The sequence below is a fragment of the Rhizobium sp. LC145 genome, from assembly GCF_001005825.1.
Lineage (GTDB): Bacteria > Pseudomonadota > Alphaproteobacteria > Rhizobiales > Rhizobiaceae > Neorhizobium.
On record NZ_LBHV01000010.1, the window covers coordinates 127,522 to 142,658 of the forward strand.

15 protein-coding genes are annotated in these 15,137 nt (G+C 64.1%); 10 read left to right on the forward strand and 5 right to left on the reverse strand.

What is annotated here, in order from left to right; all coding sequences use genetic code 11:
• The first annotated feature begins 18 nt into the window (after positions 1-18).
• The 5 genes from cobN to YH62_RS23650 are packed head-to-tail and all read left to right on the forward strand — an operon-like array spanning position 19 to position 6,926.
• Entirely contained in the window at positions 19-3,480 is a 3,462-nt protein-coding gene (gene cobN, locus YH62_RS23630; protein WP_046796757.1) for a cobaltochelatase subunit CobN, read from the forward strand.
• Positions 3,477-4,790, forward strand: a complete 1,314-nt coding sequence (gene cobG / locus YH62_RS23635) for a precorrin-3B synthase (RefSeq protein ID WP_052760493.1) — start codon at positions 3,477-3,479, stop codon at positions 4,788-4,790. The genes cobN and cobG overlap by 4 nt, the downstream gene beginning before the upstream one ends.
• Positions 4,787-5,416: a precorrin-8X methylmutase gene (locus YH62_RS23640; protein WP_046796758.1), complete on the forward strand. Its 630-nt coding sequence runs from the start codon at positions 4,787-4,789 to the stop codon at positions 5,414-5,416. The genes cobG and YH62_RS23640 overlap by 4 nt, the downstream gene beginning before the upstream one ends.
• Positions 5,413-6,153, forward strand: a complete 741-nt coding sequence (locus YH62_RS23645) for a precorrin-2 C(20)-methyltransferase (RefSeq protein ID WP_046796759.1) — start codon at positions 5,413-5,415, stop codon at positions 6,151-6,153. The genes YH62_RS23640 and YH62_RS23645 overlap by 4 nt, the downstream gene beginning before the upstream one ends.
• Positions 6,150-6,926: a precorrin-3B C(17)-methyltransferase gene (locus YH62_RS23650; protein WP_046796760.1), complete on the forward strand. Its 777-nt coding sequence runs from the start codon at positions 6,150-6,152 to the stop codon at positions 6,924-6,926. Before YH62_RS23645 ends, YH62_RS23650 begins: the two co-directional genes overlap by 4 nt.
• Here YH62_RS23650 and YH62_RS23655 read toward each other — a convergent pair.
• Entirely contained in the window at positions 6,890-7,657 is a 768-nt protein-coding gene (locus YH62_RS23655; RefSeq protein ID WP_046796761.1) for a cobalt-precorrin-6A reductase, read from the reverse strand. The genes YH62_RS23650 and YH62_RS23655 overlap by 37 nt on opposite strands.
• A 1-nt stretch (position 7,658) precedes the next feature.
• Here YH62_RS23655 and YH62_RS23660 point away from each other — a divergent pair, with 1 nt between their 5' ends.
• The 3 genes from YH62_RS23660 to cobM are packed head-to-tail and all read left to right on the forward strand — an operon-like array spanning position 7,659 to position 10,087.
• Positions 7,659-8,903: a bifunctional cobalt-precorrin-7 (C(5))-methyltransferase/cobalt-precorrin-6B (C(15))-methyltransferase gene (locus YH62_RS23660; RefSeq protein ID WP_046796762.1), complete on the forward strand. Its 1,245-nt coding sequence runs from the start codon at positions 7,659-7,661 to the stop codon at positions 8,901-8,903.
• 6 nt (positions 8,904-8,909) lie between these two features.
• The gene (locus YH62_RS23665; protein ID WP_082118475.1) at positions 8,910-9,296 is read left to right on the forward strand and encodes a cobalamin biosynthesis protein; all 387 of its coding nucleotides are present in this window, start codon (positions 8,910-8,912) and stop codon (positions 9,294-9,296) included.
• The gene (gene cobM, locus YH62_RS23670; RefSeq protein ID WP_046796764.1) at positions 9,293-10,087 is read left to right on the forward strand and encodes a precorrin-4 C(11)-methyltransferase; all 795 of its coding nucleotides are present in this window, start codon (positions 9,293-9,295) and stop codon (positions 10,085-10,087) included. Before YH62_RS23665 ends, cobM begins: the two co-directional genes overlap by 4 nt.
• Here the strand turns inward: cobM and YH62_RS23675 are convergent.
• A complete protein-coding gene (locus tag YH62_RS23675) occupies positions 10,063-11,184 on the reverse strand; it encodes a cobalt-precorrin-5B (C(1))-methyltransferase (RefSeq protein ID WP_046796765.1) in 1,122 nt (373 codons plus the stop codon). The two genes, cobM and YH62_RS23675, sit on opposite strands and share 25 nt — an antisense overlap.
• Before the next feature lie 46 nt (positions 11,185-11,230).
• Between YH62_RS23675 and cobA the strand changes: the two genes are divergently transcribed.
• Together cobA and YH62_RS23685 are read left to right on the forward strand one after the other, a co-directional pair.
• Positions 11,231-12,019 carry a uroporphyrinogen-III C-methyltransferase gene (gene cobA, locus YH62_RS23680; RefSeq protein WP_046796766.1) on the forward strand — a complete coding sequence of 263 codons (789 nt, stop codon included), beginning with the start codon at positions 11,231-11,233 and terminating at the stop codon, positions 12,017-12,019.
• Positions 12,016-13,329 (forward strand): cobyrinate a,c-diamide synthase, encoded by a 1,314-nt coding sequence (locus YH62_RS23685; protein WP_046796767.1) that lies wholly within the window; start codon positions 12,016-12,018, stop codon positions 13,327-13,329. The genes cobA and YH62_RS23685 overlap by 4 nt, the downstream gene beginning before the upstream one ends.
• 18 nt (positions 13,330-13,347) lie before the next feature.
• On the opposite strand, the gene YH62_RS23690 is transcribed toward YH62_RS23685, so the two are convergent.
• The 3 genes from YH62_RS23690 to YH62_RS23700 all read right to left on the reverse strand — a co-directional run bounded on the left by YH62_RS23690 (position 13,348) and on the right by YH62_RS23700 (position 15,086).
• Positions 13,348-13,674, reverse strand: a complete 327-nt coding sequence (locus tag YH62_RS23690) for an Atu4866 domain-containing protein (RefSeq protein WP_137326764.1) — start codon at positions 13,672-13,674, stop codon at positions 13,348-13,350.
• Positions 13,675-13,748: 74 nt separating this feature from the next.
• A complete protein-coding gene (locus YH62_RS23695; protein WP_046796769.1) occupies positions 13,749-14,279 on the reverse strand; it encodes a nuclear transport factor 2 family protein in 531 nt (176 codons plus the stop codon).
• A gap of 84 nt (positions 14,280-14,363) precedes the next feature.
• Entirely contained in the window at positions 14,364-15,086 is a 723-nt protein-coding gene (locus YH62_RS23700; RefSeq protein WP_046796770.1) for an SDR family oxidoreductase, read from the reverse strand.
• Positions 15,087-15,137 lie beyond the last annotated feature (51 nt).

Here is a 15,137-nt window from a genome sequence, read left to right on the forward strand (position 1 = left end):
AGTAGCCCTGAGGAAAGGATGCATATACTCGCCACCACATCGTCGTCGCTCGACGACCTGATAGAGCCGGTCGATCTCAACCAGTCGCCGGCCGATGTGGTGGTGCTGTCCTTTTCCGGCAGCGACCTGAACGGCATTGCCGCGGCATGGGACTCGGCGCTAAGCGGCAGAGAATCCCCCTCTGGCCTGCCGGCCATCTCCCCCACAAGGGGGGAGAATACTTGTGTCATGGCCTCGGCCCCCACTGAAGGTGAGTGTGGCAGAGAAAGCCCCTCCCCCTTGTGGGGAGGGGTTGGGGAGGGGACTTCTTCCGACAGTGGTGAGGCATCGCCTTCTCTGCGTCTCACCAACCTATCCGACCTACGCCATCCCATGTCCGTCGATCTCTGGGCGGAGAAGACGGCGGCACATGCCAAGGTCATTCTCGTACGCATCCTCGGCGGTTATGACCGCTGGTCCTATGGTGTCGAGGAGCTTTCGCGTCTGGCAAGGCGCAGAAAGATTGCGCTGGTTCTGCTGCCCGGCGAGTGCAGCATCCGCGACGAGCGGCTTGCTACCGCCTCCACGGTGCCGGAAGAGGAGCTTGCCGCGATTCTCGCCTGTTTCCGCGAGGGCGGACCGGACAATATGCGGCTTCTCGCTCGGCGTTTGACGAGGCTTGCGAAAGGTGAGACGCAGGCGCTGCCGCAGGCAGCGCCGATGCCGAAAGCGGGTTTCTACAGACCGGGCCACGGCATCGTGGGCGCCGAAGCACTGCTTTCCGGCTTTGCGTCCGAAGCACCGCGCCTGCCGATCCTGTTCTATCGCTCCATGCTGCTCGCCGGTGATGCGGCTCCGATCGATGCATTATTCGATGCCCTGGTGTCGCGCGGCTTTGCTCCGATGCCGATCTTCGTCAGCGGCTTGAAGGATGAAGATGCCATTGCCTTTGTCGAAGAGGCGATCTTGAACTTCAAGCCCGAGGCGGTTCTGACCACCACAGCCTTTGCAAGCGGTACCGACGACAAGGGTGAAACGGTCTTCGACCGAACCGGCGTTCCGGTATTCCAGATCGTCGTTGCCACGACCCGGCGGGAAGGCTGGGCGGAAGGACGCCGCGGTTTGAACCCGGCCGATCTCGCCATGCATGTGGTCCTGCCCGAGCTCGACGGGCGCATCCTGGCCGGCGCGATCTCGTTCAAGGCCGGGGAGGCCTCGGCAAACCTGGTCAACCGCCCGGAACCCGACCGGGTCGAGCATGTCGCGGATCGCATCGCCGCCTTCCTGCGGCTGAAGACGACATCGCGCGCGGAGCGTCGGATCGTCATCCTGATGCCGGATTATCCGAACGCACCCGGACGAACCGGCTATGCCGTCGGCCTCGACGTGCCGCAAAGCGTACTCGGTATGTTGAAAGAGCTTTCCAAAGCCGGCTATTCGGTTTCCGATATCCCCGGCGCGGCGAGGGAGCTGCTTGACCAACTTGAAGCGAAATCCACTCGCTTCCCGCTTTCTTCCTACCGCCCTGTGCCGGCTGCGAATGCCGCCTGGGGCTTGCCGGAAGACGACGAGGATCTCGAGAACGGCGTCTATCGCTTCCGTGCCGCGACCTTCGGCAATATCACGGTGGCGCTGGCGCCGGATCGCGGCCGCAATGCTGACCGGCGCGCCGATTACCACAGCCCCGATCTGCCGCCGCGCCACGCCCTGATCGCCTTCGGCCAATGGATGCGGGATGCGCTCGGCGCCCACGCGATCGTCCATGTCGGGGCTCATGGCACGCTGGAATGGCTGCCGGGCAAGACGGTGGCGCTTTCGAAGGATTGCTTTCCGGAAATCGTCACCGGCGGTCTGCCGGTCATCTATCCCTTCATCGTTTCTAATCCCGGTGAGGCGGCCGTCGCCAAGCGGCGCATCTCCGCCGTCACCATCGGCCATTTGCCGCCGGTTCTTGTCGGAGCCGGCCTCTCGGAAGAACAGAAGAAGCTCGAACTGTTGGTGGACGAATATGCCCAGGCCGATGGTCTAGACCGCCGCCGCCGTGACCGGCTGGCAAAGCTGATCGTGGAGACCGCCGGCGATACGGGGCTGGCCTCGGAAGCCGGCGTTTCCCGCGATGACGATCCGGACACGGCGCTCAGCCGTATCGACGCCTTCCTTTGCGATCTCAAGGATTTCGCCATCAAGGACGGCCAGCATGTATTCGGTGAGGTCGCGCCGGGAGATGATGATCCGCTGCGCATAAAAAGCGCTGAAACCGAACGGCAGGCGCTGATCGACGCTCTCGACGGAAAGCATATCCGTCCCGGCCCCTCCGGGGCTCCGGCACGAGGACGTCTGGACGTCATGCCGACGGGCCGCAATCTTTTCGCCAGCGACCCGCGCACGCTGCCGACTCCGACCGCCTTCGAGCTCGGCAAACGCGCAGCCGATGAAATCCTTCGCCGTTACCTCCAGGACCACGGCGATTGGCCGAAAAGCCTCGTCTTCGATCTCTGGGGCAGCGCCTCTCTCAGAAGCGGCGGCGAGGAAGTGGCGCAGGTGCTCGCCCTGATGGGGGCGAAACCGGTGCAGGACATGGCAACCGGCCGCGTCACCGGTATCGAGGTCCTGCCTCCCGCCCAGCTCGGGCGGCCCCGGGTCGACGTTAGTTTGAGGATTTCCGGCCTTTTCCGCGACATGTTCCCGGCGCTGATTGCACTGCTGGATACCGCCATGCGGGCGATCGCTGCTCGCGAGGAAGCGCCGGGCGATAATCCGCTGGGCGAAGAGGCGCAAAGGCTGGGGCATGTGCCACCCCGCATCTTCGGTTCGGCACCCGGCACCTATGGTTCCGGCATTGAGGAAAAGCTCGCCGACGGCACGTGGGGCGAGCGGGAAGAGCTCGGACGCATCTATCTGGATGCCGCGAGCCATGCCTTCAGCGGTGCGGAGGGCGAGGCGACCCACGTGCCCGGTCGATTTGCAGATCGCATCGGAACCGCCGACCTCCTGGTCCATACCGGTGATGATCCCGGCCGCGATCTCCTGGACGGCTCGGCGGATGTCGCCTTCATCGGCGGATTTTCGGCGGCTGTCGCGGCCCTCGGCGGCAAGGCGGACGTGATCGCGCTCGATACGACCGATCCGCAGAAGCCGAAGGCGCGCTCGATTTCCGAAGCCGTGACACGCGTGGTGCGGGCCCGCGCCGTCAATCCACGTTTCATCGCCGGCCAGATGCGACACGGCCCGCGCGGTGCGGCCGAACTGGTCGAGAGCGTCGACCGGTTGATCGGCTTTGCAGAAACGACCCATGCGATACCGCAATCGCTGATCGAGGCGACCTACGACGCCTATATAGGTGACGAAGTAGTTCGTGATTTCCTGCTGGCGCAGAACCCGGAGGGCGCGCGCTACATGGCTGAGCGTTTTCGTTCGGCCCTGCGCCGTGGTCTCTGGCATCCCCGCCGCAATGCGATCGATGCGGAACTTGAAATGCTGATCGGGGAGAAGGCGGCATGACAGCCCTTTCTTTCGACCGGTTCACGCTGGATATGCGGCGCGGCGCTTGTCCCGCTCTTTCCGCGCCGATGATGACGGGAGACGGGCTGCTTGCGCGAGTGCCGCTAACCGATGCGATCACGCCTCAACAACTGGCTGAGCTGTGCCGTCTTGCCCGTCGGCACGGCAACGGAATTGTCGATGTTTCCGCCCGTGGAAACCTGCAGGTCCGAGGGCTGACGAAAGCTTCCGCACCTGTGCTTGAAGCCGATATACGCGCGCTCGGCCTGCCTTTGCGCGAAGGGCTTGCTGTGGAAATCCCGCCTTTGGCGGGTATGGACCCGACCGAAATAGCCGACCCCCGACCCATAGCGGAAGCGATCAGGGAAGGCGCGCGCGACATCCAAGGGCTGGCCCCGAAAATGTCCGTGGTGGTCGATGGCGGCGGGCAATTGCGCCTCTCCTCGCTGCTTGCGGATATCCGCTTGGTCGCGGCCGCGATGGATGGAGACATCCGTTGGAAGCTCCTGCTTGGTGGCACGGAGGCAACGGGACGCGTGTTTGGCGATTTCCGTGAAACGGAGGCGGTCGCTGCCACGCTCGGCCTGCTTCGCAGGCTTGCGGCCCTGGGCACGTCTGCGCGAGGGCGTAATCTGGCTGATAACCTGCCCATGAACTCTGGCATCGAGGCTAGTGCGCCGCCCTTCCGTCTGTTTCCGCTTTCGGATGATCTCTGGACCGTTGGCATCGGTCCTGCATTCGGGCAGGCAAGCGCCGAGGACTTGATGGGGCTCTGTGAAGAAGCCATGCGGCTTGGGGTGAATTCCGTAAAGCCCGCGCTCGACCATTCGCTGCTGTTCTTTGGGCTCAGGGCAGCTTGCGAAGCGCTGGCGGCGTACGCCGGGAACGGCGGCTTCATCGTCTCTCCAGCCGATTCTCGGAGCCATATCGCCGTCTGCTCCGGGCGTCCTGCCTGCCGTTCGGCGAGCTTTGCCACGCACGACGTCGCGGCCACGGCCGCCGCCGAATGCGCCGGTCTGTTCGACGGCTCGTTCCGGCTGCATGTGAGCGGATGCGCCAAGGGATGCGCCCACCCTCAACCGACGGCGCTCTCGCTCTCGGGTGCCGCCGCCGGCTTTTCCTTCATCGCTGACGGAAAAGCGGGCGATCGGCCCTTTGCTTCCGTCACATTTGCCGATACCAACGCCGCGCTGCGCCGCATCGCCGACCTTGTTCGGGCCGAACGGCAAGGCGACGAAAATTCCGCCGCATGCCTTGCCCGCCTGGGGCCTGCAAGGCTTTCCGCGGCTGTTACGTCAGGACGACCATGAACGCCTATGATTACATCCGCGAGGGTGACGCGATTTACGAAAAATCCTTCGCCATCATTCGCGAGGAAGCCGATCTTTCCGCATTTTCCGTCGAACAGGCGGAAATCGCGGTCAGAATGATCCATGCCTGCGGGCTCGTCGAAGCGGCCGAACATTTTCGCTTCTCGAAAGATTTCGTCGCCCAGGCGCGCGGCGCATTGCATGCCGGAAAACCGATTTTCTGCGACGCTGAAATGGTGGCTCACGGGATCACCCGGGCACGGCTGCCGGCCGAAAACCAGGTGATCTGCACGCTGCGCGACAGCCGCACGATCGAGATCGCGAGAACCATCGGCAATACCCGCTCGGCGGCCGCGCTCGATCTTTGGGACGAGATGGAGGGTGCACTGGTGGCGATCGGCAACGCACCGACCGCGCTCTTCCGCCTGCTCGAGCTTCTGGACGCCGGTGCGCCGCGTCCAGCCGCCATCATCGGCATGCCGGTCGGCTTCGTCGGCGCGGCCGAATCCAAGGAAGCGTTGATGGAATCGCGGCTCGGCATTCCCTATGCCGTGGTGCGCGGGCGCATGGGCGGCTCGGCAATGACGGCGGCTGCGGTCAACGCTCTCGCGAGGGCGGGGCTTTGAACGCGGCAATCCTGAAAGGGCGGCTGACCGGCGTCGGCACGGGGCCCGGCGATCCGGAGCTTTTGACGCTGAAGGCGGTACGCGCCATCAACGAGGCCGACGTGATCGCCTTCTTCTGCAAGAAGGGCTCGAGCGGCAACGGCCGGGCGATCGTCGAGGCGCATATCCGCCCCGGTACGCTGGAACTGCCGCTCGTCTACCCGGTCACGACCGAGAGCAACAAGGACGAAGACGCCTATCGCGGGCCTATCGCCGAATTCTTCGATCGTTCTGCGGAAGAGATTGCCGCCTATCTCGACGCCGGCAAGAATGTCGCTGTTCTGAGCGAAGGCGATCCGCTTTTCTACGGCTCCTATATGCACCTGCATGTGCGGCTCAGCGCGCGCTATCAGGCAGACGTGGTGGCGGGCGTGACGGCAATGTCGGGCTGCTGGTCGATGACCGGACTGCCGCTGGTTCAGGGCGATGACGTCCTGAGCGTGCTGCCGGGCACCCTTCCGGAAGAGACCCTCGCCGAGCGGCTTGCCGGCACGGACGGCGCCGTCATCATGAAGGTCGGCCGCAACCTGCCGAAAATCCGCCGGGCGCTCGCTTCCGTGGGCAAGCTTTCCGGCGCACTCTATGTCGAGCGCGGCACGATGGCTAACGGTGTGGCGCAAAGGCTTGAGACACGCGATGAAAGCCCGGCGCCCTATTTCTCGATCGTTCTCGTTCCCGGATGGAAGGCGAGGCCATGACGGGTTCGCTGACGGTCGTCGGCCTCGGTCCCGGAAATCCGGACCAGATGACGCCGGAAGCCCGCATCGCAGTTGCGGCAGCCGAGGATTTCTTCGGCTATTTTCCCTATGTCGACCGGCTTGATCTCCGGCCGGATCAGCGCCGCCACGCCTCCGACAACCGTGAGGAACTGGCACGTGCCAGGGCAGCGCTCGAACTTGCCGCGAAAGGCGGCAAGGTCTGCGTGGTTTCGGGCGGCGATCCGGGCGTCTTCGCCATGGCTGCGGCGGTCTGCGAAGCGATCGATGAAGGCCCTGCCGAATGGCGCGATATCGATTTATCCATCGTGCCAGGGCTAACCGCTATGCTGGCTGTGGCGGCCAAGGCCGGCGCGCCGCTGGGGCACGATTTCTGCGCCATTTCGCTGTCCAACAACCTGAAGCCTTGGGAGATTATCGAGAAGCGGCTGATCGCGGCGGCTGAAGCGGGCTTCGTGATGGCCTTCTACAATCCGATCAGCAAGGCGCGGCCCCATCAGCTCGGTGATGCTTTCGCAATCCTGCGTCGGCATCTGCCCGGCACGGTGCCGGTGATCTTCGGCCGCGCTGCGGGCCGCCCGGATGAGGCGATCCGCATCGTGCCCCTTTCGGAGGCCGAAAGCGGAATGGCCGACATGGCAACCTGCGTGATCGTCGGCTCCGCGGAAACGCGGATCATCGAGCGGGAGGGAAAACGGCCGATCGTCTATTCGCCCCGTTATTTCAAGGGCGGCACGGGGGAAGCCGGCGCATGAGAGAGCCAGGCCAGCATCTCCTCGACGGTTTCAACAGACGGTACATCAGGCAAATCGGGCCTGCGGATCAGGATCACCTCGATGCCGAGCGAGCGGGCAGCGGCAATCTTGCCATAGCTGGCCGGTCCGCCGCTATTCTTGGCGACGATCACCTCGATGGCGTGTTCTTGAAGCAGGCGCGCCTCGTCCGCTTCCGCAAAGGGGCCGCGCGAGGTCAGATAGATCGCATGCGGTACATCGAGTGGCGGCTCCACCGGGTCGACGCTGCGGATAAGATAGTGGTGCTGAGGGGCGGCCTCGAAGGGCAACAACTCCTGGCGGCCCAGCGTCAAGAAGACCTTTTGTGGTCTTTCGCCAAGCATCTGGACGGCTTGTATAACGCTCTCTACTTCCGTCCAGCGGTCGCCCCGCCGGCGCTCCCAGGGCGTACGGCGAAGCGCCACGAGCGGCACGCCGGCAAGTTTGGCCGCAACAGCCGCATTGCCGGAAATGCGCGCTGCATAGGGATGGGTGGCGTCGATCATAATGGTGATCTTTTTCTGTTTCATGTAGGCGGCGAGGCCTTCAGGGCCGCCAAAGCCGCCAATCCTTACCGGAACGGGCTGCGCGACCGGCGCGCGGGTGCGACCGGCCAGCGAAAGCTCGACCTCGAAACGTTGATCGCCGGCGAGCGCTTCCGCAAGCTGCCGAGCTTCAGCCGTGCCGCCGAGTATGAGGATGGAGTGTTTCACGATGCCTCCTGAATCAGAGCGAGCAGGTTTAAACCAAAGCCGCTGGCTGTCCATCGTCGGCATCGGCGAAGACGGTGTGAGGGGGCTTGGCGAGAACGCCCGCGATGCAATTTCCTCCGCCTCCGTCGTCTTTGGCGGCAGGCGCCACCTGGAACTTGCCGCTTCGTTGATTTCCGGTGAGGCCCGGCCCTGGCCGACGCCCTTCGACGCGGCCATGCGCGATGTGATTAGTCTGCACGGCCAGAAGGTCTGCGTGCTAGCTTCGGGCGATCCCTTCTTCTTCGGCGTCGGCGCGACACTTTCGCGCCATGTCTCTGCGGAGGAGTTCGTCGCCTTTCCCGCGCCCTCCGCCTTCTCGCTTGCGGCCTCGCGTCTCGGCTGGCCGCTGCAGGAGATCGAGACGGTATCGCTTCATGGGCGTTCGCTCGACCTGATCCGTCCCCTCCTGCATCCTGGCCGGCGGGTCATCGCATTGACTTCGGATGAACAGGGGCCGGCGGCGCTGGCTGCATTGCTGACCGCTTTGGGCTTCGGCAAGTCGCGGCTGACGGTGCTAGAGGCGTTGGGAGGGAAGGCGGAACGTACCCGTTCCGCGCGGGCCGATAAATTTGAATTGCAGGCTATCAACGTGCTGAACGTCGTTGCCGTCGAGGTCGAAGCGAAGGCCGATGCCCGTATCCTGCCCCGCGCCTTCGGTCTGGACGATGCCTTGTTTGAGCATGACGGGCAGATCACCAAGCGGGAAATCCGCGCGCTGACGCTTTCGGCGCTTGCTCCCCGTCGCGGCGAGCTTTTGTGGGATATCGGCGCGGGATCGGGCTCCATCGGCATTGAATGGATGCTCGCCGATCCGTCGCTCCGGGCGATCGCGATCGAAGCGGACCCCGAAAGGGCGGCGCGGGTCGCTCGCAATGCCGTCGCTTTCGGCGTGCCGGGGCTGCACGTCGTGCAGGGAAAAGCGCCGACCGCCCTTTCGCAACTGGAAACACCGGATGCGATCTTCATTGGCGGCGGCGGCAGCGAACCGGGCGTGTTCGATGCGGCCGTCGCAGCATTGAAGCCGGGCGGGCGGCTGGTCGCCAATGCCGTGACGCTGGAAATGGAAGCGGTTCTTCTTGCCGCCCATACCCGTCTCGGCGGCGAACTGATCCGCATCGAAGTATCGCGGGCCGCCCCGATAGGCGGCATGTCGGGTTGGCGGCCGGCCCTGCCGGTGACGCAATGGAAATGGCAGAAACAGGGGTAAACGATCATGATCGTAGCGGGATTGGGATGCCGCAAGGGCTGCTCGGCGGAAGATGTGATGTCCGCGCTGGATGCGGCTTGCGCGGAGGCGCGCATTTCACGGATATCCATAGCTGCGCTGGCGACCGGCGAGATCAAACGGGAGGAAGCGGGCATCATCGAGCTTGCCGAAAAGCTCGGGCTTCCGCTGCACATCGTTGATGACGAGGCGCTCCTTGAAGCCGAACCGCGCACCCGAACCGTCTCCAGGCACAGCATCGCCAAGACGCTTTCCTCCAGCCTTTCGGAGGCCGCGGCTCTGGCTGCGGCAGGCGAGCGCTCGGAAATCATCGTGGCACGGCTGATATCCAATGGCGCCACCTGCGCGCTCGCAGAAGTGAAGGAGCCTGGATGACCGTTCACTTCATCGGCGCCGGGCCAGGGGCGGCGGATCTCATCACCGTGCGGGGGCGCGATATCCTCGCCCGTTCGCCCGTCTGCCTCTATGCCGGCTCGATCGTGCCACGCGAACTCTTGGACTACTGCCCGGAGGGTGCCCGTATCGTCGATACGGCGTCGATGTCGCTCGATGAGATCGAGGCGGAATATGTCTCCGCGCATATTCAGTGCAAGGATGTCGCGCGGCTGCATTCCGGCGATCTTTCCGTCTGGAGCGCGGTTGCCGAGCAGGTCCGACGGCTCGAGAAGCACGGCATAGATTATACGATGACACCGGGCGTTCCTTCCTTCGCGGCGGCCGCCGCCGCGCTGAAGCGCGAGTTGACGATACCGGAAGTCGCCCAGAGCCTGGTGCTGACCCGTGTTTCCGGCCGAGCCTCGAAAATGCCGGAGGGCGAGACGCTTGCGGCCTTCGGTGCGACGGGTGCGACGCTTGCGATCCATCTCGCCATCCACGCGCTCGATCGGGTGGTGAACGAACTCACCCCGCTTTACGGAGCCGATTGCCCGGTTGCCATCGTGGTGCGGGCTTCCTGGCCGGACGAGCGGGTCATCCGCGGCACGCTGGCGGACATCCGAGAGAGGCTGGCGGTCGAGCCGGCGGAGCGTACCGCGCTGATCCTCGTTGGAAAGGGTCTCGGCTCGACGGATTTCGTGGAAAGCCAGCTATACAATGCCGATTATGTCCGCCGCTTCCGACCGGGTTGGCCGCATATCGACAGTCAGCCTGACAAGGATTCCGAATGATCGGAAGGCGTGAACGGCGTTCGGCCTATGAGCCTGCCCTGGCGATCGAAGACGAGGATTTCCAGGGCAATGCTCCGGTCATTGAGAGCCTTCGCCGCCGTCTTCCAGGCCCGCGCAGCAATCCGATCGCCGAGCGGCAATCCGCTTTCATCGGCCAGTGCGAAAGCCTGCGAGACAGTATTGGCCGTCGCGATGCGCTGAACCAGATCGCTATCGGCGCCGGCTTCCGCCGCGACCTTTGCCAAGGCTTCGAGATCGGCAAGCCCGCGCTTGGAATGCACGTCGAGCATGCCCTGGGCGAGCTTGGTCATCTTGGCGACGCCGCCGGCGATCGTGATCTTGGGGACCGGATGGTCGCGCAGGTATTTCAGCATGCCGCCGACGAAATCGCCCATGTCGATCAACGCGATCTCGGGCAGATCATGATGGGTCTGAACCGCTTTTTCGGAAGTGTTGCCGGTGGAGCCCGCGACATGATCGAGACCGGCGGCGCGGGCCACATCGATGCCGCGCCAGATCGAATGAATCCAGGCCGAGCAGGAAAACGGAATGACGATCCCGGTCGTACCGAGGATCGAAATGCCGCCGAGAATACCGAGCCGGCCGTTCAAGGTCTTCTCGGCGATCTTCTCGCCGTCCGGAACCGAGATTTCCACCTCGAAATCGCCTGCCTCTCCCGCAACCTCGGCGATCGCCTGGGCGATCATCTTGCGCGGCACGGGATTGATCGAAGGTTCGCCGGGCGGCAGAGGAAGTCCAGGTCTCGTAACCGTGCCGACGCCTTTGCCCGCGCGAAAGGTGATGCCGCTGCCGGGTATACCGCGTCGGACCGTGCTGACGATCAGCGCGCCATGGGTGACATCCGGATCGTCGCCGGCATCCTTGATAATGCCGGCGCTGGCAAACCCTTCGCCACTTTCCTCCAGGGCAAGCGCGAAACTCGGACGTTGCCCTCCGGGCAGCATCACGTCCACCATGTCGGGGAATTTGCCGGAAACGAGTGCCATGCACGCCGCTTTGCTGGCCGCCGCCGCGCAGGTTCCCGTGGTCCAGCCACGGCGCAGGTTCTTGCTATCTGGTTCCTTGGCCACTTCCATGGGGCTTCTATATCCCGACCGGCGATCACCGGCAAAAGGTTTGCATATGCGTTTAAGTGAAACCATCGAAACGATCATCGAGGCACCGGCCTTCGAGCCCGGCCATGTCTGGCTTGCCGGCGCCGGTCCCGGCCATCCGCGCTACCTGACGCTGGAGGTGGCCGATGCGCTTATGAAAGCGGATGTGGTAGTCCACGATGCGCTGGTGTCCGAAGCCGTGCTGTCGCTTGCGAAAACGGCCGAGCTGGTCTTCGTCGGAAAGCGCGGCGGCAAACCCTCGATCGCCCAGGACGAAATCACCGCCAAGCTCGTCGAACTCGCCCGCAAGGGCAAGCGGGTACTGCGGCTGAAGGGCGGCGATCCGTTCATATTCGGCCGAGGCGGCGAGGAGGCCGAGGCGCTGGCAAGGGAGAAGATTCCTTTCCGTATCCTGCCTGGCATGACCTCGGCGCTTGCGGCGCTCGCCAGCGCCAATATCCCGGCCACCATGCGCGGCATCAGCCGGGCGATCACGCTGGCCACCGGCCATGCCGCGGGGACGGAAGACGATCTGGACTGGAAGGCGCTCGCCAAGACCGGCGAGCCGATCGTCGTCTATATGGGATTGCGGACGATCGGCGCCATTGCCCGGCTTCTCGTGGAAGGAGGCCTATCGCCGGACACGCCCGTCGCGGTGCTGATGTCGGCGACCACGCCGGAAGAGCGCTCGCTCGTCGCGACGCTTTCCACCGTGGAAACGGAAGTCGAGAAGCAGGGATTTGCGGCGCCGGCTCTTGTCGTGATCGGCAAGATCGTCTCCATGCAGGCGGTATTGGAAGGCAAGGTCGTTCGATGACGGCCCGTGCCCTCATCATCGGGGCACCGCGCTCCGGTTCCGGCAAGACAAGCGTCACCATCGGCCTGTTGCGGGCCTTCGCGCGGCGTGGGGTGAAGGTGCGCGGTATCAAGACCGGTCCCGATTACATCGATCCGGGCTTTCACCAGGCTGCGACCCATTTGCCCGGCCTCAACCTCGATAGCTGGGCCATGGCGCCGGACCTGCTGCGGCATCTCGCGCGCGGCCAGGCGGAAGATGCCGAACTTCTGCTGATCGAAAGCGCCATGGGGTTGTTCGATGGCATACCGGGGGAGCCGAACCGCTCAGGCGCGGCGTCCGACCTCGCTCGGCTCTTCGGCCTGCCGGTGCTGCTGGTGCTCGACGTGTCCGGTCAGTCCCAGACGGCTGCCGCCATCGCCTACGGCTTTGCCCACTACGATCCGACCGTTAAGATCGCCGGCTGCGTCCTCAATCGCGCCGGCAGCGAACGGCACAGGAGGCTCTGTGGCGATGCGATCCAGGCGGCCGGACTGCCGGTGGTCGGCACGATCCTGCGCGATCCAACGCTCATCCTTCCCGAACGGCATCTCGGCCTCGTGCAGGCGAGCGAGCATCCGGAAATGGACGCGCATATCGAGCGGCTGGCGGATGCCATGGAAGCCTCGCTCAATCTCGATGCGATTTTCCGCTTGGCAAAACCATTCGATATTCCGTCCGGCTCGGCGGAAAAGTCGCTCGCCCCGCCCGGCCAGCGGATCGCGCTTGCGAGCGATGCGGCCTTTACCTTTCTTTACCCCCATCTCGCCCGTGAGTGGCGGGCAGCGGGTGCGGAAATCGTCCCCTTCTCGCCGCTCGCCGATGAGGCTCCGCCGGAAGACTGCGACATCTGCTGGTTGCCGGGCGGTTATCCCGAGCTTCATGCCGGAAAGCTGGCGGCTGCCATGAACTTCAAGGCAGGGCTTTCCCGTTTTGCCGCGACGAAGCCGGTTCATGGCGAATGCGGCGGCTACATGGTGCTCGGCGAGACATTGGAAGATGCCGACGGTGTTACCCACGAGATGACCGGACTGCTTTCCCACAGCACCAGTTTCGCCCGGCGCAAGATGAATCTCGGCTATCGGCAGGCGGAGCTATTGGAAAACGGACCGCTCGGCCGGAAGGGCGAAACGGTCCGGGGGCATGAATTCCATTATGCCAGTACGGTTTCGCCCGGCACGGATGAGCCTTTCGCCAGAATTGCCGATGGCGCCGGCAAGGAGATCGGCCCATCGGGAGGCCGGCGCGGCCCGGTCAGTGGCACTTTCTTTCACGCGATCGCCCGCGGCTGAGCGGATATTCGTCCGCTTTCACTGGCGATAGAGGATCATGCCGGCGTGGTGCAGAACGTCGTCTATGAAATCGCCATCCGCGGTAAATCCGGTATCGTCCCAATATTCGATATGGTTGCCGCTCACTTCGTAGCGTCCTTCGTAGGCGCGCTCGCGCGTTCCGCGTGCTTCAACATAGCGCCCGTTCGGCAGAAGTTCATGGCGGATATGGCGGTCTTTTGTGACCCAGAGCCCGACATAGGGGTGATCGGCTTGCAATTCGGTTTCCTCGGCTTTTGCGGATTGGGTCAGGAGTGCGACGGTCATCAAGACTGCAAAGGCATGCTGCATGGTCAGGCTCCTCATGATAAATGTTTCGGGGTAGGGGGGGAGCCGAAGCGTGCTTTGCTCCGGCCCCGCAATCGAATTCGAGACCGCTGTTATTGCGCGCGGGGTTCGTTGTTTTCCACGACGTTCTGATAGGCAGCGAGATCGAGAAAGGCTTCCGCCTCCACGACGGAACCCTCCTCCATGCGGAAGATCCAGACGAACTGGTTGCGGTAGGGAGCGCCCGAGGTCGTGGTGGCCGATCCGTCGAAGCGAATGATGACGGTATTGCCGTCGGCAAAGATATCATGCACTTCCGGCATCAGAGGGGTCGCGAGACGGCTGATCAGCGGAGCCGATGCCCGCTCGATGAAATCCTCCACGCTGCGGTAGGTGCCGGCCACCGGGCCGGAGCCGTGGATCGTCCAGACGACATCGGGCGCGAGAAGCCCCGCGAAGATATTGCCACCGGCACGCCATTTATCGAATGCCTCGCTTACGATGGCTTGGTTGCGGGCTTCGATATCGGTATCCGGCACGGCGGTATTGGCCTGCGCCGGGCCTATTGTGGCCACAAGTGCCGAAACGATCAGCAGCTTATGGCCGGCGCCGGCAAGTCGGTTGATCTGCGAGGAAAAGGTCATGGGATCATTCCTTTCGTTCGGTTGCTGAAGGATGAAAAATGCCGCTGTCGCGGAGCCGGCTCCGATCGGAGGGCTCCCGCCGCGTCAATTGCTCGACGCAGTCGGCCGGATCGTAATCTCGGTCGTATCCACGCCCTGCGGAGCCTCGATCACCTGCCGAACTGCGCGTGCGATGTCGGCGGGCTGGAGCGCGATCGCCCGATAGGCGTCCATCACCGCTATGGTTTCCTCATGTGTGATGGTCGAGGCGAGCTCGCTTTCCACCACGCCGGGATTCACGCAGGTGACGCGGATATGGCTGCTCTCCTGGCGCAGCCCGTCCGAGATCGCGCGGACCGCGAACTTCGTCGCGCAATAGACGGCGGCCGTGGGAACGACGGAAAGCGCGCCGATCGAGGCGATGTTGATGATCTGTCCGCTGCGCTGCGTCTCCATGACCGGCAACACCGCCCCGATGCCCCAGAGAACGCCCTTGATGTTCACGTCGACCATGCGCTCCCACTCATCCAGCTTGACGGCGGCAAGAGGCGAGAGCGGCATGACCCCGGCATTGTTGACCAGGACGTCGATGCGTCCCCAGGCCTCGACCGCGGCTCCCGCGAAGGCGGCCATGGATTGGCGGTCCGTCACGTCCAACACTCGGGCCTCGGCGCGTCCGCCCGCTTCCCGAATTTCAGCGGCTATGGCCTCGATGCGATCCAGGCGGCGTGCGCCCAGCAATAGCGTCGCCCCGGCCGCGCCGAGTTCCCGGGCAATGCCCTCGCCGATGCCGCTGGATGCTCCGGTGATCAGAATGACCTTGTCCATGTCGTGCTCCGTTCTTCGATTTCACGGGAGAAGATGGACTTTTGTGATTGT